A 25,430-nucleotide genomic window follows, 5' to 3' on the forward strand; every position below is an offset into this window, starting at 1 on the left:
TACAAGGTTGACTGTCAGAATGCATTCGCGAGCAAGCCCGCTCCCACATTTGTTTCCGGGATACCTTTTATGAAGCGTCTGCTCAGTGCCTGTGCCCTGCTCTCTTTGCTGGCTGGTTGCGCCAGCACGGATGTTGTTGATCCACACGGCTACGACAAGACCGGCGTAGCTTCGTATTACGGCGCCAAACACCATGGCAAACGCACCGCCAGCGGCGAGCGTTTCAACCAGCACGGCCTGACCGCCGCCCATCGCCAGTTGCCGTTCGGCACCCGGGTGAAGATTACCAACCTGAATAACGACAGGTCCTGCGTGGTGCGTGTCAACGACCGCGGGCCATACTCTCGTGGGCGCCTGATCGACGTGTCACGTGAAGCGGCCGAACAGTTGGGCATGCTGCGCAGTGGCACCGCGAAAGTTCGCGTGCAAGCCCTCGACGATTGATTAGACGGAGCGCTGACTATTTTCGGACTTGCCGATTTACCCCTGATCAGCGTGATTGAATTGTTCAGCGGTCTGTTTTTACTGATCGCCGGTGCCGAACTGATGGTGCGCGCCGCCGTGCGCCTGGCCGCGCGACTGCATGTGCGGCCGCTGATCATCGGCCTGACCATCGTGGCCCTCGGCAGCAGCGCACCGCAGATGGCGGTCAGCTTGCAAGCCACCTTGGCGCAAAACGCCGATATCGCCGTCGGCAGCGTGATCGGCAGCAGCATCTTCAACATCCTCGTCACCCTTGGGCTTTCGGCACTGATTATTCCGCTGCGGGTTTCGCGGCAATTGGTGCGCCTGGATATTCCACTGATGATCGGCGCCAGCCTGCTGGTGTTCGTACTGGCGTGGAACGAAGAACTGAACCGCACAGACGGCATTATTCTGCTGGGTGCGCTGGTGCTGTACCTGGGCTTGCTGCTGCGCCAGTCGCGGCACTCGGCCCGTCCGCCATCGAGCGCTCATGATGCACCGCAGGCACCGTGGTTGAGCAGCCTGCTGATGATTGTCTCCGGGCTGGCGATGCTGGTGTTCGCCGGGCACTTGCTGCTCGGCGCCGCGGTGGCGGTCGCGACCGACCTCGGCTTGTCGGAGCGGATCATCGGCCTGACCATCGTCGCTGTCAGCACGTCCTTGCCGGAGCTGGCCACTTCGTTGATCGCCGCGTTGCGCGGTCAGCGGGACATCGCGGTGGGCAACGTGATCGGCAGCAACCTGCTCAACCTCTTGGGCGTGCTCGGGCTCACTGCATTGATCGCGCCGTCGCCGTTGTCGGTCTCGCCCAACGCTCTGGATTTCGACCTGCCGGTGATGCTCGGTGTCGCGGTGCTGTGCCTGCCAGTGTTCTATTCCGGCTACCGGGTGACTCGCGCCGAAGGCCTGCTCTTCTTGGGTTTGTACCTGGCCTATGGGCTGCACGTGGTGTCGTTCACCACCGGCATGCCACTGGCCGGCAAGCTTGAACACCTGATGCTGTTTTTCGTCCTGCCGGCGCTGGGGGCGTTTTTGCTGTTCACGTCGCTGCGCGCCTGGCGTCGCCAACACCACAAGAGGGAACTGCCATGAGCACTGATAAAAAGGCTGGGGTTGAAGTCCGCCGCCAAGTGATGGGCGACGCCTTCGTCGACCGCGCCTTGGGCAACGCCACCGAGTTCACTCAGCCGCTGCAGGACTTCGTCAATGAACACGCCTGGGGCGGGGTCTGGAATCGCGAAGGTCTGCCGCTGAAAACCCGCAGCCTGATCACCCTCGCCGCGCTGACCGCGTTGAAGTGCCCGCAAGAATTGAAAGGCCATGTGCGTGGCGCGCTGAACAACGGCTGCACCGTGGAAGAGATTCGCGAGGCGCTGCTGCATTGCGCGGTGTATGCCGGCGTGCCGGCGGCGATCGATGCGTTCCGGGCGGCGCAGGAAGTGATTGATACGTACCAGAAGCCGGAATAATCGTCGGAATTTGTATTGATTGTTCTGCCGTCATCGCGGGCAAGCCCGCTCCCACATTTGATCAATGTCGAACACAAAAATTGTGCACGGCGAAAATTCACTGTGGGAGCGGGCTTGCTCGCGAATGGATCAAAAAAACACCGCAAAACCTGCGGTTAAATCCACCCACCCCACTGCAACAAAAAGATCCCGACGTTGGTGGTGACCGCCGCCATCAGCGTGGTAATCACGATGATCGCCGCCGCCAGTTCATGATTGCCGTTGGCCTGCCGGGCCATGACAAAACTGGCCGCTGCGGTCGGGCTGCCGAAGTACAGAAACAGAATCCCCAGCTCCGCCCCACGAAAGCCCCAGAGCCAGGCACCCAGCGTCGCCAGCACCGGCAAGCCGATCATCTTCACCAGGCTTGAACTGAGCGCCATCGTGCCGCTTTTGCGCATCGCCGCCAGCGACAACGTGCCACCGATGCAGATCAACGCCAACGGCAAGGTGGTTTGTGCCAGGTACTGGCCGGACGTTTCCAGCCACCCCGGCAAACCGATTTCGAACCAGGCAAATGGCGCCGCCGCACACACGCTGATGATCAGCGGGTTGACCATCACGCTTTTGCAGATGCTCCACGGATCAGACTTGATCACCGGACTGTAGACCGCCAGTACGATGGTCGAAAGCGTGTTGTAGAACAGGATCACCAACGCCGCGAGAATGGCCCCGAGGGAAATCCCGTAGTCGCCGTACATGCTCGCCGCCAGTGCCAGACCGATTACGCCGTTGTTGCCGCGAAACGCGCCTTGGGTGTAGATGCCCCGGTCTTCCCGCGGACATTTCCAGATCGCCCAGCCCCAGGCAATCGCAAAACACAGCAGCGTCGCGATCGAGAAGTAGATCAGCAGCGCCGGTTGCAACGCCGCGTGCAGGTCGGCATGCAAGATGCCCAGAAACAGCAACGCCGGCATGGTGACGTTGAACACCAGGGCCGACGCGGTATGAATGAAATTGTCGTTGATCCAGTCGATGCGCTTGAGCAGCGCCCCCAGAAACAGCATGGCAAACACCGGCGCGGTGATGTTCAGGGTTTCGAGGAAAATAGCCAGCATGCCGGGAGAACCTTGGGTGGGCGTCGTTAGGGGGCTAATGATAAGCCACTTTCACCCGGATCGTTCCCACGCTCTGCGTGGGAATGCCTCTTGTGACGCTCTGCGTCACGCTTTTGGGACGCAGAGCGTCCCGGGCTGCATTCCCACGCAGAGCGTGGGAACGATCATTAGGTGATCGGCGCAGGGTTGAACAAGGTAATGTCGTTATGCAGCTTATGCTGCTCCGCCCACGTCTGTTTCTTGCCGCTGGCCACGTCCAGGTAGTAGTGGAACAACTCCCAGCCAAGCTCTTCAATCGACGCCCGCCCGGTCGCAATCCGCCCAGCATCGATGTCGATCAGGTCCGGCCAGCGCTGCGCCAGTTCTGTGCGGGTCGACACCTTCACCACCGGCGCCATCGCCAACCCATAAGGCGTACCCCGCCCGGTGGTGAACACATGCAGGTTCATCCCCGCCGCCAACTGCAACGTCCCGCAGACAAAATCACTGGCCGGGGTCGCGCAGAAAATCAGCCCTTTGCGCTTGAACCGCTCGCCAGGGCCAAGCACTCCGTTGATCGCGCTGCTGCCGGATTTGACGATCGAGCCCAGTGACTTCTCGACAATGTTCGACAACCCGCCCTTCTTGTTCCCCGGCGTGGTGTTGGCACTGCGATCCGCTTCGCCCTTGGCCAGGTAGCGGTCGTACCAGTCCATTTCCCGCACCAGTTCCTGAGCGACTTCTTCGGTTTCCGCACGGGAAGTCAGCAGGTAAATCGCATCACGCACTTCGGTGACTTCGGAAAACATCACCGTCGCCCCAGCCCGCAACAACAGGTCCGAGGCATAGCCGAGCGCCGGGTTGGCGGTGATGCCAGAGAACGCATCGCTGCCGCCGCACTGCATGCCGAGGATTAGCTCGGACGCCGGCACGGTTTCCCGACGACGCAGGTCGAGCTTCTTCAAGCGGGTTTCGGCCAGCGCCATGATCTGCTCGATCATCTCGGTGAAACCATGGCTGGAATCCTGCAAGCGGTACAACCACGGATCGCTCAAATCCACCGAGCTATCGTTCTCGTGCATCACCTGCCCGGCCTGCAATTTCTCGCAGCCCAGGCTGATCACCAGCGCTTCGCCCCCCAGGTTCGGATTGCGCGCCAAGTTGCGCACGGTGCGAATCGGGATGTACGCGTCGGTGGCGGTGATCGCCACGCCGCAACCGTAACTGTGGGTCAGCGCCACCACGTCGTCGACGTTCGGGTACTTGGGCAGCAACTCGTCCTTGATGCGCTTCACCGCATGATCCAGCACGCCGGTAACGCACTGCACGGTGGTGGTGATGCCGAGAATGTTGCGCGTGCCGACGGTGCCGTCGGCGTTGCGATAACCCTCGAAGGTGAAGCCTTCCAGCGGTGCCTGCGCGGCCGGCACTTCGGTGGACAGCGGCAGGCTGTCCAGCGGTGGCGCGGTCGGCATGCGCAGTTGATCTTCCTTGACCCAGCTGCCGCGAGGAATCGGCTGCAACGCGTAGCCAATGGTCTGGCCGTAACGAATCACTTGGCCGCCTTCGGGAATGTCCTCGAGCGTGACCTTGTGGCTCTGCGGCACGAAATCCACGGTGACCAGGCCATCGGGGAATTCCGTGCCGGCCGGCACGCCCTGATCGTTGACCACGATCACCACATTGTCCCGCTCGTGCAGGCGGATGTAGCGCGGCGAGTCGGAATGTTCAATCAACTGCATGACGCCGCTCCTCAGGAATGCGCTTCAGATAACTTATTGTTGGTTTCAGGACCGCTGACTGGCGGCTCTTTGAGCACCACACGCTTGATCGGGCCAACGATCACCAGATAGCTGAAGACGGCTACCAGCGCGTTGCAACCGACGAACACCAGCGCCCATTTGAACGAGCCGGTGGAGCTGATGATGTAACCGATTACGATCGGCGTGGTGATCGACGCGATGTTGCCGAAGGTGTTGAACAGGCCACCGCTGAGACCGGCGATCTGTTTCGGCGAGGTGTCGGACACCACCGCCCAGCCCAACGCACCGACGCCTTTGCCAAAGAATGCCAAGGCCATGAAGCCGACGACCATCCATTCAACGTCTACATAGTTGCAAGCCACGATGCTACTGGAAACCAGCAAGCCAGCGATGATCGGCGCCTTGCGGGCGAAGGTCAGCGAATGGCCTTTACGCAGCAGGTAATCGGAAATCACCCCGCCGAGCACCCCACCGATAAACCCGCAGATCGCCGGCAGCGAGGCAATGAAACCGGCCTTGAGGATGGTCATGCCGCGCTCCTGCACCAGATACACCGGGAACCAGGTCAGGAAGAAGTAGGTGATGCCGTTGATGCAGTACTGGCCCAGGTACACGCCGAGCATCATGCGGTTGGTCAGCAGCTGGCGGATGTAGTCCCACTTCGGACCGTCGCCCTTTTTGCCTTTGTCCTGGTCCATGTCGACCATGCCGCCGTTGTCGGCGATGTGCTTGAACTCGGCATCGTTGATCATCGGGTGTTGGCGAGGGCTGTAGATCACCTTCAGCCAGATGCCCGAGAAGACGATGCCGATCACGCCCATGACGATGAACACGTGCTGCCAACCGAAGCTGTAGACGATCCAGCCCATCAGCGGCGCGAACAACACGGTGGCAAAGTATTGCGCCGAGTTGAAGATCGCCGAGGCGGTACCGCGTTCAGCAGTCGGAAACCAGGCCGCTACGATGCGTGCGTTGCCGGGGAAGGATGGCGCTTCGGCCAGGCCCACCAAAAAACGCAGCATGAACAGCGCAACCACGGCCGTGGACATGCCGAACTCACCGACATAGCCCTGCAGCACAGTGAACAGCGACCAGGTGAAAATGCTCAGCGCGTAGATTTTTTTCGAACCGAAACGGTCCAGCAGCCAGCCACCGGGAATTTGCCCGGCCACGTAGGCCCAACCGAAGGCGGAAAAGATATAGCCGAGGGTTACCGCGTCAATGCCGAGGTCTTTTTGCAGGCTGGAGCCGGCGATTGCGATGGTGGCCCGGTCGGCGTAGTTGATCGTGGTCACCAGAAACAGCATGAGCAGGATCAAATAGCGGACGTGAGTCGGCTTGGTCGATTGCATTGTAGATGTACTCCCACTGATTATTTTTATGCGCGGGTGAAGCTGTTTTTGTCCGTGCGTAGGAGCTGCCGAAGGCTGCGATCTTTTGATCTTTAGCGTCCTTGAGGGCACCAAAATCAAGATCAAAAGATCGCAGCCTTCGGCAGCTCCTACGCCGGTTTGCGGTATCGGCACCACCGGGGAGGCATCAGATACCGCGGTGTTTCCTGTCAGGAGCCGATGTAGCTGGTCTTCACGACCGTATAAAACTCTTGCGCATAGCGACCTTGCTCACGTGATCCATAGGATGAACCTTTACGCCCACCGAACGGAACGTGGTAATCCACGCCGGCGGTCGGCAGGTTGACCATCACCATCCCGGCCTGGGAGTGGCGTTTGAAGTGGTTGGCGTACTTCAGCGACGTGGTAGCGATGCCCGCCGACAGACCGAATTCGGTGTCGTTGGCCATGGCCAGCGCCGCCTCGTAATCGGCGACGCGAACGATATTGGCCACCGGTCCGAAGATCTCTTCGCGGCTGATACGCATCGCAGCTTCACTGTCGGCAAACAGCGTCGGCGCGAGGAAATAGCCCTCGGTATCGCACGTCACCAGACCACCGCCGCTGACCAGACGCGCACCTTCGGACTGGCCGATGTCGATGTACTTCATGTCTTGTTCAAGCTGAGCCTGCGAGACGACCGGACCGATATCGGTGCCGGTTTTCAGCGCGTGACCGACCTTGATCGACTTCATGCGCTCGGCCATGGCTTCGACGAATTTGTCGTGAATCCCGGCGGTGACGATGAAGCGGCTCGAGGCAGTGCAACGCTGGCCGGTGGAGTAGAACGCGCTCTGTACCGACAGCTCGACCGCTTGCTTGAGGTCGGCGTCATCGAGAATGATCTGCGGGTTCTTGCCGCCCATTTCCAGCTGAACCTTGGCTTGGCGCGAGACGCAACTGACAGCGATCTGGCGACCCACGCCCACGGAACCGGTGAAGCTGATGCCGTCGACTTTCGGGCTCTGCACCAGCGCATCGCCGACCACGCGACCGCTGCCCATCACCAGGTTGAACACACCGGCCGGGAAGCCTGCGCGGGAGATGATTTCCGCCAGCGCCCAGGCACAGCCCGGCACCAGATCAGCAGGCTTCAGCACGACGCAGTTGCCGTAAGCCAGGGCCGGAGCGATTTTCCACGCCGGGATCGCAATCGGGAAGTTCCACGGGGTGATCAGGCCGACCACACCCAACGCTTCACGGGTCACTTCAACGTTGACGCCCGGACGCACCGACGGCAAATAGTCGCCGGACAGGCGCAGGCATTCACCGGCGAAGAACTTGAAGATGTTGCCGGCGCGAGTCACTTCGCCGATGGCTTCGGGCAGAGTCTTGCCCTCTTCCCGGGCCAGTAAAGTGCCGAGCTCTTCGCGACGGGCGAGGATCTCGCTACCGACTTTATCCAGTGAATCGTGACGTGCCTGAATGCCCGAAGTGGACCAGGCCGGGAACGCGGCGCGAGCGGCGTCGATGGCGGCGTGGACCTGAGCCAGATCGGCCTTGGCGTAATCGCCGATGGTGTCGGTCAGCTCGGACGGGTTGATGTTGGCGCAGTAATCACTGCCCGCCACCCATTCGCCGTTGATGTAGTTGTTGAAACGCTTTGAATCAGCCACGGGCTGCTCCTTTAAAAGAAGTCCTCACGCAAAAAGCCGCTGATTGCTCAGCGGCCCTGGTTTTTGTGGGGTGTTACTGAGCACCTTGCTTGTCGATCAGCGCGGCGAGCATTTCGTACTCTTCGCCCGTCAGATCGGTCAGCGGCGCACGCACAGGACCTGCGTCATAACCGGCAATTTTTGCCCCGGCCTTGACGATGCTCACGGCGTAACCGGCCTTGCGGTTACGGATGTCCAGGTACGGCAGGAAGAAGTCGTCGATGATCTTGCCAACCGTGGCGTGATCTTCGCGAGCAATGGCGTGGTAGAAATCCATCGCGGTTTTCGGAATGAAGTTGAACACCGCCGAGGAGTAAACCGGCACGCCCAGCGCCTTGTAGGCCGCGGCGTAGACTTCAGCGGTCGGCAAACCACCCAGGTAGCTGAAACGATCACCGAGGCGGCGACGGATCGACACCATCAACTCGATATCGCCCAGGCCATCCTTGTAACCGATCAGGTTCGGGCAGCGCTCGGCCAGACGTTCCAGCAAAGGAGCAGTCAGGCGGCAGACGTTGCGGTTGTAAACCACCACGCCGATTTTTACCGATTTGCATACCGCTTCAACGTGGTCGGCAACACCGTCCTGGCTGGCTTCGGTCAGGTAGTGCGGCAGCAGCAACAGGCCTTTGGCGCCCAGACGCTCGGCTTCCTGAGCGTATTCGATGGCTTGACGAGTCGAACCGCCGACACCGGCCAGGATCGGCACGCTGGTAGCGCAGGTGTCGACGGCAGTCTTGATGATTTCCGAATATTCGCTGGCCGCCAGAGAGAAAAACTCACCGGTGCCGCCCGCGGCGAACAATGCCGAGGCGCCGTATGGGGCCAGCCATTCGAGACGTTTGATATAGCCCGCGCGATGGAAATCGCCCTGAGCATTGAAGTCGGTGACCGGGAACGACAGCAGGCCGGAAGAGAGGATGGACTTCAGTTCTTGTGGATTCATTATTCGAACACCCTGGGTAGCAACGTTGTGTGAGAAAACCGTTCAGCCTTCGCCGAAGTTGTAGGTCATCGTACAACTTAAAATACAACCGTCAACTGCATTTCATCGCGAGCCGCAAAATTTGCGTCGGAAAAAGTAATTCCTTGACGTAGGAAAGTTCTCATCTATGATCCATACAACTGTATATACATACAGTTAATTTGGATTCTACCTACGACATATCAAGGAGCTAGAAATGTCAGGTCTACACGCACAACCGAAGGAAAATACCCGACAGGTCATTGCCGATCTGGATGATCTTTTTACCACGCACGGCATCGCTATTTCTGGCGACGGCGACACGCTTAAACTCACCGCCTGCAGCCATCACGGCCTCAAACATCAGCGCCAAGGCCTGCTGCAGTCGCCACCGAAAAAATCGCTGCAAGGCTTGCCCCGGCTGAGGTTCGAGGGTGCAGAACATACCGCGATCGGCGACAGCACCTTGCTGCGCTTCGTCAAGGATGCACCTGCCATACCGGCCTCGCAGGTGGAGTTGCACCTGCCCAATGGCTTGGCATTGACCTATGGACAAGTGATTGCACTGGGAGGGGATTTTTATGGAATTCCCGACCAACCGATCTGCGAGGGCGCAACAGCGGCGGACCGAATCCAGCGCTTTACCAACGCCTTCAACTCCCTGGCGGTACTGCCAGCCTCAAACGCCGAGGCGAAGTTGATCCTCGGCGTCATGCAGAAGGAAATCGCCGCCATCAATCAAGCGATCAGGGACGGCAAACAGCCTCACGAAGCTTATGACGCCCTCGGTGATACGTTGTCGGAAGAGTGGAACAAGATCACCGGCGGCGGCAGTTTCGTCTCGGCACTGTTCCCTTTGGGGCGTTATCTGAAGCTGGCCGCCAACAATGCCGACCACTTTGCCGAATGGGCGTTGCTGGCCTACATCGCCGGGCACACGGCGGCGCTGCAACAAGCAGTGCTGGCCCACAACAGCGGCGATGAAAAGCAGTTGGAGCTGGCCTATGCGATGAACGCTTTTGCCGATCACTACCTGACCGACCTGTATTCCGCCGGCCACCTGCGAGTACCGCGCAAACAATTGGCGGCGGTGGTTACGCCCAGCGATCTCGGTTCGCTGATCACCCGCTTCATGCACGATGAAGACAGCAAGTTCGGCCTCAATGTGAGCAACGGCAACGGCGATCGCTGGCACGCCTACGGCGACAAGCGCTACTTCGACGCCATCGACAGCGCCAATCGCACCCAAGTCAATCAAGCGGTTCAGGTGTCTGCGGATGAAGTGTTCGCGGCGTACCTCAGTGGCATCACCCCGTCGGCCGGCAGCTTCGCTGCTTTGAAAAGGCTGCCCGACCTGCAAGCGGTACTGAACCCGGCCGGCAATTTTTCGCCACTGTTCAAGGTCGAGGGCAACAAGGTGTTGCGGCGCAAGGACGTCAACAACTTGAACGACACTGCCACCGTGGACGACTGGTGGGGTTGGAGCACTTATTTGCTGCTCAAGGACTACCAACCGACCGGCGTGCTGAATTCAGCGGCCAATGCCTGATAAGGAGATCACTGATGACTATCAAATTGAAACTGGAACTGGCTTCTGGCCAATCGCTGAAAGGTGCGCCGCTGGAGTTGCTGTCCAAAGGCGTGCCGATTGCCCGGGCGCTTGTGGATGAACGCGGGCATGCGGTTTTCGATGCCAAACCAGGGGCTGCTGAGTTGGCGGTGAGGGTGGATCGGGGAATTTTGAAGACAATCTGAAAGATTAATTGAAGGCTACTGGCCCCATCGCGGGCAAGCCCGGCTCCCACAGGTTCTGTATGTGTTCACACTATTGTGATCGACACAAAACCTGTGGGAGCCGGGCTTGCCCGCGATGGCGTCCTTTCTGGCGACGCTCAGCCCCGCTGTGCCTGCGCCTCTTCATGCGCCTGGCGCAGCCGCTCGCGGCTATTCGTCAGGTGCAACCGCATGGCCGCCCGCGCCGCATCGGAATCCTGGCGGGCAATCGCGTCGTAAATCTCTTCGTGCTCGCGGCTCAGGCGACTCATGTAGTGCTGCTGATCATCATGGGCCAGGCGCGCGGAGTTCAGGCGCGTGCGCGGAATGATGCTGGTGCCCAGGTGGGTCATGATGTCGGTGAAGTAGCGGTTGCCGGTGGCCAGGGCAATTTGCAGGTGGAACTGGAAGTCCGAAGCCACCGCATCGCTGGCGTGGGAGGCGCTTTCATTCAGCGCGTCCAGCGCCGCTCGCATCAACGCCAACTGCTCAGCGCTGCGACGTTGCGCGGCAAGGCCGGCGGATTCCACTTCCAGGCTGATGCGCAATTCCAGAATTGCCAATACGTCGCGCAAGGTCACCACGGTGGCCGGGTCGATACGGAAACCGCTCGGGCTCGGGGTATCGAGCACGAAGGTGCCTATGCCGTGACGGGTTTCAACCTGGCCTGCGGCCTGCAAACGGGAAATCGCTTCGCGCACCACGGTGCGGCTGACGCCATGGGCATCCATGATCGCCGACTCGGTGGGCAATTTGTCGCCACGTTTGAGATGACCGTCGCGGATCTGCTCGGACAGCACCGTCACCAGTTCCTGAGCGAGGCTGCGGCGCTTGCGAGGGAGGCGAGGTGCGTCGATCGGGTTTTCCATGGTGAACGTCTTTTCTCGAAAGTTACGGCTGAAACCGCATCATAGCTCAACACGGTTGTACGATCACCGTCAGCATCCACTATCCCCTGTGGGAGCGGGCTTGCTCGCGAAGGCGGTGTGTCAGACACCTCAATGTTGGATGCCAGACCGCTTTCGCGAGCAAGCCCGCTCCCACAAGGGGATTGCGGTGTTCAGGCGGTGACTGTTTGATCCACCAGATGGCCATTCTCGATACGCACATGCCGTGGATGGAAACGCTTCAGGCTGCTGCGATGCCCGACGCTGACGATGCTCAGCCCCGGCAACTCATCGATCAATGCCTGATACAGCGACGCTTCATCCTCTTCGTCCATCGCCGAAGTGGCTTCGTCCATGTACAGCCATTGCGGTGCATAGAGCAGCGCTCGGGCGAAGGCCAGTCGTTGCTGCTCACCCGGCGAGAGCATGCGCTGCCAGTGATTGGCTTCATCCAGACGCGAAACCAGGTGCGGCAAGCGGCAGGTTTCCAGCACGTGGACGTAGCGCTCGTGCGGGTAGGTATCGCCCGGCTGTGGATAACTCAGCGCCTCGCGCAGGCTGCCAATCGGCAGATAGGGTTTTTGCGGCAGGAACAGGTAACGCCCCGTCGGCAGACGGATGCTGCCGTGGCCAGCCGGCCAAAGATGCCCCATCGCCCGCAGCAACGTCGATTTACCGCTGCCGGAACGACCGCTGAGCATGACGCGCTCGCCCTCCTCCACCGTCATGTCGGCGTTGGTCAGCAGATGACGACCGTCAGCGAGGTCGAGGCCAAGGTTATGCACCTTCAACGCCGTGCCCTGATTCTGCACGTCGATGGCCGGTGCGCGGTCTTCGTTGTCGGTCATGGCCTGGCGGAAACTCAACAGTCGATCACAGGTGGCGCGCCAGGAGGCAAGGCTCTGGTACGCACTGATAAACCAACTGAAACTTTCCTGCACGTTGCCGAACGCCGAACTGATTTGCATCAGTTCACCGAGTTCGATCTTGCCGGACAAGTAACGCGGCGAAGCGACGATGAACGGAAAGATGATGGCAGCCTGATTGTAACCGGCGGTGAAGAAAGTCAGTCGTTTGGACACCTTCATGATGTCCCAGAAGTTATGCCAGACCATCCCGAAGCGACTGTTCAAGCGACGATTTTCATTGGGTTCGCCGTTGTACAGCGCAATGCTTTCGGCATTCTCGCGAATCCGCACCATCGAGAAACGCAGGTCGGCTTCGAAACGTTGTTGCTGGTTATTCAGACCGATCAAACGGCGGCCTATCAGATGCGTCAACCAGCTACCGATCACGGCATAGACCAGCACACACCAGAACATGTAGCCGGGAATGGTAAAGCCGTACACTTCGATACTGCCCGACACACCCCACAGAATGATCGAAAACGATACCAGGCTGACAATGTTGCGAAGCAAACCAATGCCCAGCTCCAGCGTGTTCGAGGTGAAGTTGTTGAGGTCTTCGGAGATCCGCTGGTCCGGGTTATCGGTATAACCGCCCTGCTCCATCTGGTAGTAATTCTTGTTGCCGAGCCAGCGGGCGAAATGTTTTTCCGTCAGCCAGGCACGCCAGCGAATGGTCAGCATCTGGGTCAGGTAGAGCCGGTACACCGCACCGACAATCGCGACGGCTGCGATCCCGCAGAAATACAGAATCAACCGCCAGAACGCCGCTTCGTCCTTTTGTTGCAGGGCGTTGTAAAAATCCTTGTACCAGGTGTTGAACCACACCGAAATTCCTACGCTGACCAGTGACAGCGCAATGACCGCGATCAGCAACGTCCAGGCCTTGCCCTTCTCTTCACTGCGCCAGTAAGGCGTAATCATCGCCCAGACTTTGCGAAAAAACTGCCCGCGCACAGCATCGTTGACCGCGGAATATTCAGCGTTCTGATTCATGGATAAGGCTCGATAAAGAAAAGAACACACACGAGCCGATCATAAATGATCGGTTCGTGTTATCGCGAGGGCTGGCGATAATCGTTCAGCATCCGTTCAGCGACGGACCGGGCGCTTCTGCAGTTTGCGCTGCAGCGTGCGGCGGTGCATGCCCAAGGCGCGGGCAGTAGCGGAGATGTTGCCTTCGTGCTCGGTCAGTACGCGCTGAATGTGCTCCCACTGCAGGCGGTCCACGGACATCGGGTTTTCCGGCACCAGCGTGTCGAGGTCGGCGTGCTCGGAGAGCAACGCGGCCAACACGTCATCGGCGTCCGCCGGTTTGCACAGGTAATTGCAGGCGCCGCGCTTGATTGCCTCGACGGCGGTGGCAATGCTCGAGTAGCCGGTAAGGATCACCACGCGCATTTCCGGGTCGAGTTCGAGCAACTTGGGCAGCAACACCAAGCCCGAATCGCCGTCCATTTTCAGATCAAGGGCGGCGTAATCCGGAATGTCAGCCTGGGCGATGGTCAGGCCTTCTTCGGCGGAACCTGCTGTGCTGACGCGAAAACCGCGGCGGGCCATGGCGCGGGCCATCACCCGGGTGAAGGTTGCGTCGTCATCTACCAGCAGCAAATGCGGCAGTTCTTCGCCTTCGACTTGGATCTCGTCACTCATGTTCGTCTCCTCGGGCGACACGGGGCAGGCGCAGCTCGGTCAGCGTGCCACCTTCCTCATGACTGTAGAGTTTCACTGAGCCGCCGGCGCGTGTCACGCTGGCCTTGCTCAAAAACAGGCCCAGGCCGAAACCTTTGCCCTTGGTGGTAAAAAACGGTTTGCCAATCTGCTCGGCAATAGCCAGTGGTACGCCGGCGCCATGGTCACGAATGCTGATGGTCAAGTCCTCGGCATTCCAGTCCAGGGTTACTTGCAAGCCTTCGGGGCACGCATCGGCGGCATTGTTCAGCAAATTCAGCAGGGCTTGGGTCAGGTCCGGCGGCGGCGCCATGCGCGGCACGGTCCCCTGGCCCAGGCGCTGGAAGCGGTAACTGGCTTCCGGGCGCATCAGGTGCCAGCGGTTCAGGGCTTCGTCGAGCCAGTCGGTGACGTCCTGCATCTCCACCGCCAGACGACGATTGGCTTCCGCCGCCCGAACCAACTGCTGCAAGGTCTCTTTGCAGAGTTTGACCTGATCCTGCAGCACGCTCAAATCGTCCTGCAACAGCGGGTCGGGATGGTCCTGACGCATTTCCTTGAGCAACACGCTCATGGTCGCCAGCGGTGTGCCCAATTCATGGGCGGCGCCGGCAGCCTGGGTCGCGACGGCCAGCAATTGCTGATCGCGCAGGCCTTCTTCGCGACGAATGGCGCGCAATTCTTCCTGACGACGCAGCTCTTCGGCCATGCGGGCGGCGAAGAATGTGATGACCGCCGCCGCCAGGGCGAAGCTCAGCCACATGCCGTAGATCTGAAGGTTCTCCCGGGCGATCGGGAACGTTTCCAGCGGGTAGAACCGCGCCAGCAGCAACGTATAAAGCGCCAATGCGATACCCGACAGAATCACCGAATAGCGCCACGGCAGTGTCACGGCAGCGATAGTCAGCGGCACCAGGTAATAAGAAACGAACGGGTTGGTCGAACCGCCGGAGAAGTACAGCAAGGCACTGTGGATAAACAGGTCGCAGGCCAGTTGCAGTGCATATTCAAGCTCGGTGACTGGCCAGGAGGTACGCAAGCGTACGGCGGTGAACACGCAGAGCAGAATCGAGCAACCGAGGGTCATTGCCAGTTGCACCCACGGCAACGGCAGCAGGTCGAACCAGTAGGCCAAACCTACGGAACCGGCCTGAGCGGCCAGCACCAACGTGCGGATGAACGTGAGCCGCCAGAGGTTCTGGCGAGTGGCGGAAGTGATTTGAACGGGGGCGAGCATGAGCTCTCCTGATGAGCGCTCCAGGCGGATCGCACGGAGTATAACCAAGCCACGGGCCTGAGAGGCGAAAGTGCGGCAAACGACCACAGCCACCAAGCAATGTATCTGTGAAGAAGTAACCCTGTGGCGAGGGGGCTTGCCCCCGTTCGGCTGCGCAGCAGTCGCAGATCGGCTGACGCGGTTTGTCTTATAAAACACGGTGGCAGGTTTTGGGACTGCTTCGCAGTCCAACGGGGGCAAGCCCCCTCGCCACAGGGTCACCAGCATTCCATCTGTATAGAAGTTGTAACTGTGCGAACCGGATCATTGAAGCTAGAGTCTGATGGTTTCACGCAGGTTCGGACCTTAACCCCTGCGCATCGTCCAAGGAGCTTTTCATGCACACATTGCGCCGCAGCGCCGCCCTTCTTGCCTTAAGCGTTGGCACCGTCGTCAGCCTCCCGGCCCTGGCCGTCGACGAACTGCATTACAACCAGATCTCCCTGCGCGCCGAAGTCAGCCAGGAAGTGGCCCGCGACCTGATGATCGTGACCCTCTACACTGAAGAGCAAAACACCGACCCGGCCAAACTCGCCGCCGACGTCAGCACCACCATGAACAAAGCACTGGCCCAGGCTAAAGAAGTCAAAGACATCACCCTGCGCCAGGGCAGCCGCAACAGCTACCCGATCTACGACACCAAAGGTCAGAAAATCACCGGCTGGCGTGAACGCGCTGAACTGCGCCTGGAAAGCTCGGACTTCGCCGCCCTCTCCAAACTCACCGGCGAACTGCTCACCGACCTGAAAATGGGCGGCATGGACTTCGCCATCGCCACCCCAACCCGCAAGGCCAGCGAAGACGCCCTGCTCAAAGAAGCCGTGACCGCCTTCAAGTCCCGCGCCCAACTGGCCACCGACGCCTTGGGTGGCAAGAGCTACAAAATCGTCAACCTGAACCTCAACAGCAACGGTTATCCACAACCGTACATGCGCGGGCCGATGATGATGAAAGCTGCCGGCATGGATTCCGCGCCGGTGACGCCCGAGGTTGAAGCGGGCACCAGCCAGGTCAGCATGACGGCGGATGGGGCGATTGAAGTGTTGATGCAGTGATTCGATAAGTCTGTACAAAAAAACGGCGATCACCGAAGTGATCGCCGTTTTTTATTGCCTGCCCGAAACCACGCCCCTGTAGGAGCTGCCGAAGGCTGCGATCTTGGCATTATCTCTGGCACCGAAGTCATTGCGCGAAGGAAGATCAAAAGATCGTCCGAACGCGGCCCGAGCCTTCGGCAGCTCCTGCAGTCAGCCCTGCGAATCGACCTTGCTCAACGCACGATTAACCGACAACCTGGTGAATGTCAGTGAATGGCGACCCTGATTGAGCATCAACCCTGGATAGATTTACGGGAAGCTCTGATGGCATCAATCGCGTCTTGAGTGAGCGCCATAACTGTCGTTGTACTTACTTCAATCCGACTGATGATGTCTGCTCTCGGACCTTGCTTCCAGTCAGTGCTTGAGTAAAAAAGATCTTGAGAGGCGTGCCGATGGCTCTCGCTCTCATAGGAGCGAATCAAGTGATAGCTGTCATCGTCATGCAAAGAGCCGCCATAAGAAACGACATCCATGCCAGCCTTCAAGTGAAGCGGAACGCTTACTTCCCGCATTATTCGATGGAAATCCAATCCTGATCCCGGTTTCAAGGTGTACATCAGGATTTCAACAATTCGAGTCATTCCAAATTTTCCATGTGGGATTTCAAGTTCCTGCCTAAGGATTTGTGCTGGCTGATCTGCCGCCTTCGCGGGCAAGCCTCGTTCCTACGGGGAACGGGATGAACACAAATGCTGCGTACAACCAAATCCCGTAGGAGCGAGGCTTGCCCGCGAAGAACGATAACGCGGTCTACGCCGGATCGACGTTATCCAACGCTCGGTTCACCGCCAATTCCGCCAACATGATGATCTGTTGAATTGCCAACGCCGTATGACGCTGCGGACCGATCAGATTGTTGGCGAAATCGGTGGCCAGGACACTCGCTGAGGCCAACGATTCGTAGGCGTGGGCCAGCAGGCTTTCGGTGCCGGCACCCGGGGCGACCATGAACATGGTGCTGGGGCGGCGCGGTTTTTCTGTGTATTGCGTGGGGGGATCGAGGTAGTAGTCGAGGGCGCGTTTTATGGCTTCGCGGTCTTTGAGTAATTCTTCGGTGCGCGAAGCTTCGGCGTTGGGGGTGGTGGTGTTGAAGGGTGGATCCGGGATTAACTTATCCATATAAAAACTCCTACTTGCGAGTGGGAGCCATCCATTTGTCGTTTCCACACGACAAAAAGGTGGCAGCTGTACGCAGGGTGGAAAACCGGTAAGTAGGCACCCGGCCAGACCGAAGTCTGCCCACGCACAGCCGCCATAACGCAGTTTGCAGACGAAAGAAGACATCGGCAACGATTACGGTGGTGATGCAATGCAACTACTTAAGGGTCAGGTTTCCACACCTGCTCGCTGGTTTTGCAGCGACAGCCAAAGATTAGAAGGCCCACGTCCGACCGACAACCTGAAAATCGCGTGGGAAAGTTCCATGTTTTGACACATCCATTAAACATTCAAAAGCGGAACCCGGAGCGTGCCTGGCGGCATTCCCACGCGGGAGAGTGGGAGCGATAAATCCCACGTCTGACACCGAATTATCGTCTGACACGGATTACTTGTAGGAGCTGTCGAGTGAAACGAGGCTGCGATCTTTTGATCTTAAAAAACAACGTCAAAAGATCGCAGCCTTCGGCAGCTCCTACATGGGGTTGTGTACACCCGCGATAGATTGTTCGGCTGTCAGGCCGTCTTCGCGGGCAAGCCTCGCTCCTACAGTGGAGCGGTGTGCCCCGACCCTCGCCACTCGTTGCAAGCCAAGGTGTCCACGGACAAACAGCAGCGGGTCAACCTGTATCAACAGGCACAGCAAATCCTTAAGCAACAGGTGCCAATTACACCGATTGCGAATTCGACAGTGTTCCAGCCACTGCGCAAGGAAGTGACCGACTTCAAGATCAGCCCGTTCGGCCTCACACCCTTCTATGGCGTGGGTATACATAAGTAACACCAAGCTCCAACCGGGTGCGCCAAACACCCCGGCCGCCCCTTGTCGGTGCGCGATTTGCACCGTAAAAAACCTGCGCAAACGGTCAAATACACCAGTATTTATACATATGCGACATTAAGGTACGTTCGTTCCACTGTTTAAGGTTTGTAGCCATTCAGGATCTTGCATTGGGTATGGCCCCTGCATAAGTATCCGCAGGTCGACTCACGAGGTCGTCCTCTAATTCCAAAAATGACAACAAATCATGAGGCCACCATGCTTAAACACGCGGTCATTCCGTTTTTAGTCGGCGCAAGCTTATTAGCCAGCGCACCTTTCGCCGTCGCTGCGACTAACCTGGTGTTTTGCTCCGAAGGAAGCCCGGCCGGTTTCGATCCTGGTCAGTACACCACCGGAACCGACTTCGACGCCTCTGCAGAAACCATGTTCAACCGCCTGACCCAGTTCGAGCGCGGCGGCACCGCCGTTATTCCTGGCCTGGCGACCAAGTGGGACATTTCCGATGACGGCCTGACTTACACCTTCCACCTGCGTGAAGGCGTCAAGTTCCACACCACTCCGTACTTCAAGCCAACTCGTGAGTTCAACGCCGACGACGTGCTGTTCACCTTTAATCGCATGGTCAACAAGGATGACCCGTTCCGTAAGGCGTACCCGACTGAATTCCCGTACTTCACCGACATGGGGATGGACACCAACATCACCAAGATCGATAAAGTCGACGACCACACCGTCAAGTTCACCCTCAAAGAGGTTGATGCCGCGTTCATTCAGAACATGGCCATGAGTTTCGCCTCGGTCCAGTCCGCCGAGTACGCTGCCCAGCTGCTCAAGGAAGGCAAACCTGCCGACATCAACCAGAAGCCGGTCGGCACTGGCCCGTTCGTGTTCAAGAGCTACCAGAAAGACTCCAACATCCGTTACACCGGGAACAAGGACTACTGGAAGCCTGACCACGTGAAGATCGACAACCTGATCTTCGCCATCACCACCGACCCGTCAGTACGTATTCAGAAGCTGAAGAAGAACGAGTGTCAGATCACTCTGTTCCCACGTCCGGCCGACCTGAAGGCGCTGAAGGAAGACAAGACTCTGAAAGTGCCTGACCAGGCCGGTTTCAACCTGGGCTACATCGCTTACAACGTGATGGACAAGGTCAAGGGCAGCAACGAGCCAAACCCGCTGGCCGACCTGCGAGTTCGTCAGGCGCTGGACATGGCAGTCAACAAGCCGCAGATCATCGACTCGGTTTATCAGGGCGCGGGCCAACTGGCCGTCAACGCCATGCCACCAACCCAGTGGTCTTACGACACCACTATCAAGGATGCGCCGTACAACCCTGAGAAAGCCAAGGAGCTGCTCAAGGAAGCCGGCGTCAAGGAAGGCACCGAAATCGTTCTGTGGGCGATGCCGGTACAGCGTCCGTACAACCCGAACGCCAAACTGATGGCTGAAATGCTGCAGTCCGATTGGAAGAAGATCGGCCTGAACGTCAAGATCACCAGCTACGAATGGGGCGAGTACATCAAACGCTCCAAAGGCGGCGAGAACCAGGCGATGATCATCGGCTGGAGCGGCGACAATGGTGACCCGGATAACTGGCTCAACGTGCTGTTCGGTTGCGACTCGTTGCAGGGCAACAACTTCTCCAAGTGGTGCGACAAGAAATTCGACGGCATCGTTAAAGAAGCCAAGCGCACTACCGATCAGGCCAAGCGCACCGAACTGTACAAACAGGCGCAACACGTCCTCAAAGACGCCGTTCCAATGACACCTATCGCTCACTCGACGGTGTTCCAACCCATGCGCGACAACGTGCAGGACTTCAAGATCAGCCCGTTTGGCTTGAACTCCTTCTACGGCGTCAGCGTCAGCAAATAAGGTTTGGCAACGGCGACGTCATTAACGTCGCCGTTGCTTTATCTGCCGAGAAAGTAGGAATTCACTGACAGCCAAATCCACTGCGCACCACAGCAGAGGCTTAGGACGCGTCGCCTTTTCCTACGAGTTTTTCAGGCGTTTACGCATTTACTGCCAGACCCACGGCTCATACCGTCGGGATCTGACCAGTTCATGCGTGGGCTCTCGGTTTGCTGCATGCAATGGTTTGAGAGCAATGAAGCCCCACGTCCCCGGACGGGACAACGGCTCATTGCACAACACTAAAAAGAGGGAGCGTCATGCGCCATACCTTGGTTTTATCCGCATTGCTGGGCACCGGCCTGCTGGCCGTCACTTCCATTAGCCAGGCCGCCAATAACAGCCTGGTGTTCTGCTCCGAAGGCAGCCCGGCGGGCTTCGACACCGCGCAATACACCACGGCGACCGATAACGATGCCGCCGAGCCGCTGTACAACCGATTGGCAGAGTTTGAAAAAGGCGCCACCAACGTCGTACCTGGCCTGGCCACTAGCTGGGATATTTCCGAGGACGGCCTCAAGTACACTTTTCACCTGCGCGAAGGGGTGAAATTTCACACGACCAAATACTTCACACCGACTCGCGATTTCAACGCCGATGACGTGCTGTTTACCTTCAATCGCATGCTCGATCCGCAGCAACCCTTTCGTAAGGCTTATCCAACCGAGTTCCCGTATTTCAACGGGATGAGCCTGAACAAGAACATCGCCAAGGTCGAGAAGACCGGGCCGCTGACCGTGGTGATGACGCTCAACAGCGTCGACGCCGCGTTCATCCAGAACATCGCCATGAGTTTCGCCGCGATCCTTTCCGCCGAATACGCCGACCAGTTGCTGGCCTCCGGCAAGCCGAGCGACATCAACCAGAAGCCGATCGGCACTGGCCCGTTCGTGTTCAAGAGCTACCAGAAAGATTCCAACATCCGTTACAGCGGCAACAAGCAGTACTGGGACCCGAGCCGGGTCAAGCTCGACAACCTGGTTTTCGCCATCAACACCGACGCCTCGGTGCGCGTGCAGAAGCTCAAGGCCAACGAATGCCAGATCACCCTGCACCCGCGCCCGGCCGACGTGACCGCGCTGAAAAACGATCCGAAACTGCAACTGATCGAGAAGCCCGGCTTCAACCTCGGTTACATCGCCTATAACGTGCGGCACAAACCGTTCGATCAGCTCGAAGTGCGCCAGGCGCTGGACATGGCGGTGAACAAGCAAGGCATTCTCAACGCCGTCTATCAAGGCGCCGGTCAACTGGCGCAAAACGCCATGCCACCGACCCAATGGTCCTACGACGAGACGATTAAAGACGCCGCCTACAACCCGGAAAAAGCCAAGGAACTGCTCAAGGCTGCCGGTGTGAAGGAAGGCACCGAAATCACCCTCTGGGCCATGCCGGTCCAGCGTCCGTATAACCCCAACGCCAAGCTGATGGCCGAAATGCTCCAGGCGGATTGGGCGAAGATCGGCCTCAAGGTCAAGATCGTCAGCTACGAATGGGGCGAGTACATCAAGCGCACCAAGAACGGCGAGCACGACATCAGCCTGATCGGCTGGACCGGTGACAATGGTGATCCGGACAACTGGCTCGGCACGCTTTACAGCTGCGATGCCATTGGCGGCAACAACTACTCCATGTGGTGTGATCCGGCTTACGACAAGCTGATCAAGCAGGCCAAGGTCGTGACCGACCGCGACCAGCGCACCGTGCTCTACAAACAGGCGCAGCAGTACCTCAAGCAGCAGGTGCCGATCACGCCGGTCGCCCACTCGACGGTCAACCAGCCGTTGAGCGCCAAAGTCGAAGGATTCAAGGTGAGTCCTTTCGGTCGCAATGTGTTCTCGGGCGTCAGTATCGACCAATAACCGATTAGCCAGAACGCTGGGGGCGGATTCCGCCCTCACGCAAGCGTATTGCCGTAATTCGCCAATCTGGTCTATAGCAAACGTTTGCGATGCCTGTATGAGTTGCAAAACCAAATAGCCGGATCACCAAAAAAGACCGGCATTAAAAAAAAGAAAGTAAGGAGCTTCACCCATGAAACTGAGCAGCACCGCGTTATTGGCCTTGGCCATCAGCAGCGTGACCGCTACGGCGTACGCTGAATCCCAGAGTCAGGCTTTCACCCCGGTTACCGTGAAAGAGAAAAGTGCTCAGAGTGAAGCCACAGGCTTTGTCGAAGGCCAATCGATCACAGGGAGCACGCGTAACTGGTATGCCAACGAGCAACTGAAACGTGGTTCCAAGTTCAGCTACCAAAAAAACGGTTCACCGACCCCAACTGATCGTCGTATCAACTGGGTCCAGGGCACCATCATCAAGTACAACTCGGGGTTCACTGAAGGCACTGTTGGTTTCAGCACCGAAGTAGCTGCCTACAATGCTATTGCCCTGGACCGTGATCGCAAAGACCTGGCGTCCGCAAACGGCGGTGCTCCAGAACCAGGTCGTGGTGGCCGCGGCAACAACCGTACGCTGACCAAAAATGGCGGCGACGCAGTAGGCCAGTGGAGCAAACTGGGCCTGGCCAACGTCAAGGCCCGTGTCTCCAACACCACCCTGACCGCCGGCCGCCAGAACTTCAGCAGCCCACAGGTCGACGTCATCGGTAACCGTCCTCTGCCGTCGAGCTTCGAAGGTGTGAGCCTGCACAGCGAAGAGCTGGAAAACCTGTCTTTTGACATCGGCACCTTCGACCGCAACTCTCCTCGTACGGAACAAAGCCAGCGCAAGTTCCGCTCCGAATACGGTAACGGCGAGGCCGAAGCCGACCACATCTACACTGCGGGTCTCACTTATCAGCCATTCGCCAGCCTGACCACCAGCCTCTGGGGCACCCAGGCTGAAGACCTGTGGGACCAGTACTACTTCGGCGCCAGCCATGTGTTGGGTGACAGTTCGGTACTGAGCCTGACCACCGGCTTGAACTACTACAAAACGGTCGATTCGGGTTCGGCCAAACTGGGTGAAATCGACAACGACACTTACTCCCTGTCGCTCGGCCTGACCCACCAGGCCCACAGCCTGACCTTCTCGTACCAGGAAGTGAACGGTAACGAGTACTTCGACTACCTGCACGAAACCAACGGCATCTACCTGGCCAACTCCCTGCTGTCGGACTTCAACGGCCCGAACGAGAAGTCCTTCCAGATCGCTTACGGTCTGAACATGGCTGAATACGGCGTTCCAGGCCTGAAATTCAACATCTACCAGGCTCGCGGCTGGGGTATCGACGGTACTCACTACAATGGCAACAAAGGCGTGGCCGACAAAGGTTACGACGGCATCCAGATTCAAGATGGCGAACACCATTACGAATACGGCATCGGCGCTTCGTACGCCGTGCAGAGCGGTCCACTCAAGGCCACCGCTATTCGCGCCACCTACACCGCTCACCGCGCCAGCGAAAACCAGTCTGATGGCAGCATCAACGAGTTCCGTCTCGTGACCACCATTCCGTTCAACATTTTGTAAAACGCACGCCTGCGGCTGACTCATGATGAGTCGGCCGTCTGGCTTTTCTGTTCAACCGATTGCAGAGGGCTCTAGATGAAAATGCTTCCCCTACGAGCGGCCATCGCTGCCGCGTTGCTGAGTGTCGCCGTCGGCGCCTCGGCCAAACCCTTGGTGGTCTGTACCGAAGCCAGTCCGGAAGGCTTCGATATGGTCCAGTACACGACTGCAGTCACCGGCGATGCGGTGTCCGAAACCATTTTCAATCGTCTGGTGGGCTTCAAGCCAGGCACCACTGAAGTAATTCCGGCATTGGCCGACTCGTGGGACATCAGCGAGGACGGTCTGACCTACACGTTCCACCTGCGCAAAGGCGTCAAGTTTCACACCACCGATTATTTCAAGCCGACCCGCGACATGAACGCCGACGACGTGGTCTGGAGCTTCCAGCGTCAACTGGACCCGAAACACCCATGGCACAAACTGTCGAGCGTGGGCTTCCCGTACTTTGAAAGCATGGGCTTCAAAGAGCTGCTCAAAAGCGTCGAGAAGGTCGACGACAACACGGTCAAATTCACCCTGACCCGCCGTGAAGCGCCGTTCCTGGCCGACATCGCCATGGCCTTCTCCTCGATCTACTCCGCCGAGTACGCCGATCAGTTGCTCAAAGCCAACAAGGCCGGCGACCTGAACAGCAAGCCAATCGGCACCGGCCCGTTCGTCTTCCAGCGTTACGCCAAGGACGCTCAGGTCCGCTTCAAGGCCAACCCGGATTACTTCGGTGGCAAGCCCCCGGCTGATCCGCTCATATTCGCGATCACCATCGACAACAACGTGCGCCTGCAAAAACTGAAGGCCGACGAATGCCAGATCGCGTTGTATCCCAAACCCGATGATGTCCCTAGTATCAAAGCCGACCAGAACCTGAAGGTCGACGAACTGGCCGCAATGACCACCAGCTACACCGCGATGAATACCACTCGCAAATACATGAGCGATGTACGCGTACGCAAGGCGATAAACATTGCATTCGACAAGCCGACTTACGTCACTAGTTTGTACGGCAAGGGCAACGCCGTCATTGGTACCGTTCCCTATCCTCCGACCCTGCTAGGCTTCAACGACAAACTGAAAAACCCACCGCGCGACCTTGATAAGGCCCGTGAACTTCTCAAGGAAGCGGGTGTACCGGAAGGTACCGTGCTGACGCTGTTTACCCGCAACGGCGGCGGCCCCACCAACCCGAATCCACTTCTGGGCGCGCAAATGATGCAGTCGGATCTGGCACAGATCGGGCTCAAGCTCGACATCCGGGTCATGGAATGGGGAGAGATGCTCAAGCGTGCCAAGAATGGCGAGCACGACTTGGTATCGGCAGGCTGGGCCGGCGATAACGGCGACCCGGATAACTTTCTTACGCCGAACCTGAGTTGCGACGCAGCGAAAAACGGCGAAAACTACGCCCGGTGGTGCAACAAGGAATTCCAGGACTTGATCGACAAGGCTCGCGGCGGCACTGACCCGGCTGCCAGGGCGGCGCTCTACGAACAAGCGCAGGAAGTTTTCGACAAGGACCAGCCATGGATTCCCATGGCCTATCCGAAAATGTTCACGGCAATGCGCAAAAACGTCGAGGGCTACCACCAGAGTCCTCTCACAACCAATAACTTCGCCACCACCCAGGTGAAGTAGATAAGAAACGCCCGGCATCGCTGACCCCAGC

General features: G+C 58.5%; 21 protein-coding genes and 1 pseudogene. 11 read left to right on the forward strand and 11 right to left on the reverse strand.

What is annotated here, in order from left to right; all coding sequences use genetic code 11:
• Positions 1-69: 69 nt before the first annotated feature.
• From TU81_RS22760 to TU81_RS22770, 3 genes are read left to right on the forward strand one after another with little or no spacing between them, the layout of a single operon-like run.
• Positions 70-444 carry a septal ring lytic transglycosylase RlpA family protein gene (locus tag TU81_RS22760; protein ID WP_048396578.1) on the forward strand — a complete coding sequence of 125 codons (375 nt, stop codon included), beginning with the start codon at positions 70-72 and terminating at the stop codon, positions 442-444.
• Positions 445-495: 51 nt separating this feature from the next.
• On the forward strand, positions 496-1,557 hold the full coding sequence (locus tag TU81_RS22765; protein ID WP_038978952.1) for a calcium/sodium antiporter: 1,062 nt from the start codon (positions 496-498) through the stop codon (positions 1,555-1,557).
• Complete coding sequence (locus tag TU81_RS22770) at positions 1,554-1,934, forward strand: carboxymuconolactone decarboxylase family protein (RefSeq protein WP_048396581.1); 381 nt, start codon at positions 1,554-1,556, stop codon at positions 1,932-1,934. The genes TU81_RS22765 and TU81_RS22770 overlap by 4 nt, the downstream gene beginning before the upstream one ends.
• A 155-nt stretch (positions 1,935-2,089) precedes the next feature.
• On the opposite strand, the gene TU81_RS22775 is transcribed toward TU81_RS22770, so the two are convergent.
• The 5 genes from TU81_RS22775 to kdgD all read right to left on the reverse strand — a co-directional run bounded on the left by TU81_RS22775 (position 2,090) and on the right by kdgD (position 8,765).
• The gene (locus TU81_RS22775) at positions 2,090-3,031 is read right to left on the reverse strand and encodes an AEC family transporter (protein ID WP_038978950.1); all 942 of its coding nucleotides are present in this window, start codon (positions 3,029-3,031) and stop codon (positions 2,090-2,092) included.
• A gap of 167 nt (positions 3,032-3,198) precedes the next feature.
• On the reverse strand, positions 3,199-4,752 hold the full coding sequence (gene garD / locus TU81_RS22780; RefSeq protein ID WP_038978949.1) for a galactarate dehydratase: 1,554 nt from the start codon (positions 4,750-4,752) through the stop codon (positions 3,199-3,201).
• A gap of 11 nt (positions 4,753-4,763) precedes the next feature.
• Entirely contained in the window at positions 4,764-6,125 is a 1,362-nt protein-coding gene (locus TU81_RS22785; protein ID WP_038978948.1) for an MFS transporter, read from the reverse strand.
• A gap of 209 nt (positions 6,126-6,334) precedes the next feature.
• A complete protein-coding gene (locus tag TU81_RS22790) occupies positions 6,335-7,780 on the reverse strand; it encodes an aldehyde dehydrogenase family protein (protein ID WP_038978947.1) in 1,446 nt (481 codons plus the stop codon).
• Between the two features lie 73 nt (positions 7,781-7,853).
• A complete protein-coding gene (kdgD, locus tag TU81_RS22795) occupies positions 7,854-8,765 on the reverse strand; it encodes a 5-dehydro-4-deoxyglucarate dehydratase (RefSeq protein WP_048396583.1) in 912 nt (303 codons plus the stop codon).
• A gap of 235 nt (positions 8,766-9,000) precedes the next feature.
• Between kdgD and TU81_RS22800 the strand changes: the two genes are divergently transcribed.
• Both TU81_RS22800 and TU81_RS22805 read left to right on the forward strand, forming a co-directional pair.
• Positions 9,001-10,332: a hypothetical protein gene (locus tag TU81_RS22800; RefSeq protein ID WP_048396585.1), complete on the forward strand. Its 1,332-nt coding sequence runs from the start codon at positions 9,001-9,003 to the stop codon at positions 10,330-10,332.
• Positions 10,333-10,346: 14 nt separating this feature from the next.
• Positions 10,347-10,538, forward strand: coding sequence for a hypothetical protein (locus TU81_RS22805; RefSeq protein ID WP_038978944.1), 192 nt, complete (start codon positions 10,347-10,349; stop codon positions 10,536-10,538).
• Between the two features lie 137 nt (positions 10,539-10,675).
• On the opposite strand, the gene TU81_RS22810 is transcribed toward TU81_RS22805, so the two are convergent.
• The 4 genes from TU81_RS22810 to TU81_RS22825 form a co-directional block, all read right to left on the reverse strand.
• Complete coding sequence (locus tag TU81_RS22810) at positions 10,676-11,425, reverse strand: FadR/GntR family transcriptional regulator (protein ID WP_038978943.1); 750 nt, start codon at positions 11,423-11,425, stop codon at positions 10,676-10,678.
• 191 nt (positions 11,426-11,616) lie between these two features.
• On the reverse strand, positions 11,617-13,344 hold the full coding sequence (locus TU81_RS22815) for an ABC transporter ATP-binding protein/permease (protein ID WP_038978942.1): 1,728 nt from the start codon (positions 13,342-13,344) through the stop codon (positions 11,617-11,619).
• Positions 13,345-13,440: 96 nt separating this feature from the next.
• Positions 13,441-14,001 carry a response regulator transcription factor gene (locus TU81_RS22820; protein ID WP_007901386.1) on the reverse strand — a complete coding sequence of 187 codons (561 nt, stop codon included), beginning with the start codon at positions 13,999-14,001 and terminating at the stop codon, positions 13,441-13,443.
• The gene (locus tag TU81_RS22825; RefSeq protein WP_030128039.1) at positions 13,994-15,256 is read right to left on the reverse strand and encodes an ATP-binding protein; all 1,263 of its coding nucleotides are present in this window, start codon (positions 15,254-15,256) and stop codon (positions 13,994-13,996) included. Before TU81_RS22825 ends, TU81_RS22820 begins: the two co-directional genes overlap by 8 nt.
• 377 nt (positions 15,257-15,633) lie before the next feature.
• On the opposite strand from TU81_RS22825, the gene TU81_RS22830 reads away from it, so the two are divergent.
• Entirely contained in the window at positions 15,634-16,350 is a 717-nt protein-coding gene (locus TU81_RS22830; protein WP_038978941.1) for an SIMPL domain-containing protein, read from the forward strand.
• Between the two features lie 275 nt (positions 16,351-16,625).
• Here the strand turns inward: TU81_RS22830 and TU81_RS22835 are convergent, their stop codons facing one another.
• Positions 16,626-17,051 carry an NIPSNAP family protein gene (locus TU81_RS22835; RefSeq protein ID WP_231669679.1) on the reverse strand — a complete coding sequence of 142 codons (426 nt, stop codon included), beginning with the start codon at positions 17,049-17,051 and terminating at the stop codon, positions 16,626-16,628.
• A gap of 94 nt (positions 17,052-17,145) precedes the next feature.
• Positions 17,146-17,514 (reverse strand): DUF6124 family protein, encoded by a 369-nt coding sequence (locus tag TU81_RS22840; RefSeq protein WP_038978939.1) that lies wholly within the window; start codon positions 17,512-17,514, stop codon positions 17,146-17,148.
• Between the two features lie 544 nt (positions 17,515-18,058).
• On the opposite strand from TU81_RS22840, the pseudogene TU81_RS22845 reads away from it, so the two are divergent.
• The 5 genes and pseudogenes from TU81_RS22845 to TU81_RS22865 all read left to right on the forward strand — a co-directional run.
• A pseudogene (locus TU81_RS22845) lies at positions 18,059-18,334 on the forward strand (ABC transporter substrate-binding protein); the annotation flags it as partial.
• A 258-nt stretch (positions 18,335-18,592) separates the two neighbouring features.
• Positions 18,593-20,218 carry an ABC transporter substrate-binding protein gene (locus tag TU81_RS22850; protein ID WP_048396589.1) on the forward strand — a complete coding sequence of 542 codons (1,626 nt, stop codon included), beginning with the start codon at positions 18,593-18,595 and terminating at the stop codon, positions 20,216-20,218.
• Positions 20,219-20,517: 299 nt separating this feature from the next.
• Positions 20,518-22,119, forward strand: a complete 1,602-nt coding sequence (locus TU81_RS22855) for an ABC transporter substrate-binding protein (RefSeq protein WP_048396591.1) — start codon at positions 20,518-20,520, stop codon at positions 22,117-22,119.
• 172 nt (positions 22,120-22,291) lie between these two features.
• On the forward strand, positions 22,292-23,728 hold the full coding sequence (locus TU81_RS22860) for an OprD family porin (protein ID WP_038978935.1): 1,437 nt from the start codon (positions 22,292-22,294) through the stop codon (positions 23,726-23,728).
• 75 nt (positions 23,729-23,803) lie between these two features.
• Positions 23,804-25,399 carry an ABC transporter substrate-binding protein gene (locus tag TU81_RS22865; protein ID WP_048396594.1) on the forward strand — a complete coding sequence of 532 codons (1,596 nt, stop codon included), beginning with the start codon at positions 23,804-23,806 and terminating at the stop codon, positions 25,397-25,399.
• Positions 25,400-25,430 lie beyond the last annotated feature (31 nt).

This window comes from Pseudomonas lini (assembly GCF_001042905.1).
Classification (GTDB): Bacteria; Pseudomonadota; Gammaproteobacteria; order Pseudomonadales; family Pseudomonadaceae; genus Aquipseudomonas; species Aquipseudomonas lini.

Coding starts and splice junctions, on each gene's coding strand:
- TU81_RS22760 (WP_048396578.1), top strand. CDS start 70: ATGAAGCGTCTGCTCAGTGCCTGTGCCCTGCTCTCTTTGCTGGCTGGT.
- TU81_RS22770 (WP_048396581.1), top strand. CDS start 1,554: ATGAGCACTGATAAAAAGGCTGGGGTTGAAGTCCGCCGCCAAGTGATG.
- TU81_RS22775 (WP_038978950.1), bottom strand. CDS start 3,031: ATGCTGGCTATTTTCCTCGAAACCCTGAACATCACCGCGCCGGTGTTT.
- garD (WP_038978949.1), bottom strand. CDS start 4,752: ATGCAGTTGATTGAACATTCCGACTCGCCGCGCTACATCCGCCTGCAC.
- TU81_RS22785 (WP_038978948.1), bottom strand. CDS start 6,125: ATGCAATCGACCAAGCCGACTCACGTCCGCTATTTGATCCTGCTCATG.
- kdgD (WP_048396583.1), bottom strand. CDS start 8,765: ATGAATCCACAAGAACTGAAGTCCATCCTCTCTTCCGGCCTGCTGTCG.
- TU81_RS22800 (WP_048396585.1), top strand. CDS start 9,001: ATGTCAGGTCTACACGCACAACCGAAGGAAAATACCCGACAGGTCATT.
- TU81_RS22805 (WP_038978944.1), top strand. CDS start 10,347: ATGACTATCAAATTGAAACTGGAACTGGCTTCTGGCCAATCGCTGAAA.
- TU81_RS22810 (WP_038978943.1), bottom strand. CDS start 11,425: ATGGAAAACCCGATCGACGCACCTCGCCTCCCTCGCAAGCGCCGCAGC.
- TU81_RS22815 (WP_038978942.1), bottom strand. CDS start 13,344: ATGAATCAGAACGCTGAATATTCCGCGGTCAACGATGCTGTGCGCGGG.
- TU81_RS22820 (WP_007901386.1), bottom strand. CDS start 14,001: ATGAGTGACGAGATCCAAGTCGAAGGCGAAGAACTGCCGCATTTGCTG.
- TU81_RS22825 (WP_030128039.1), bottom strand. CDS start 15,256: ATGCTCGCCCCCGTTCAAATCACTTCCGCCACTCGCCAGAACCTCTGG.
- TU81_RS22830 (WP_038978941.1), top strand. CDS start 15,634: ATGCACACATTGCGCCGCAGCGCCGCCCTTCTTGCCTTAAGCGTTGGC.
- TU81_RS22840 (WP_038978939.1), bottom strand. CDS start 17,514: ATGGATAAGTTAATCCCGGATCCACCCTTCAACACCACCACCCCCAAC.
- TU81_RS22850 (WP_048396589.1), top strand. CDS start 18,593: ATGCTTAAACACGCGGTCATTCCGTTTTTAGTCGGCGCAAGCTTATTA.
- TU81_RS22855 (WP_048396591.1), top strand. CDS start 20,518: ATGCGCCATACCTTGGTTTTATCCGCATTGCTGGGCACCGGCCTGCTG.
- TU81_RS22860 (WP_038978935.1), top strand. CDS start 22,292: ATGAAACTGAGCAGCACCGCGTTATTGGCCTTGGCCATCAGCAGCGTG.
- TU81_RS22865 (WP_048396594.1), top strand. CDS start 23,804: ATGAAAATGCTTCCCCTACGAGCGGCCATCGCTGCCGCGTTGCTGAGT.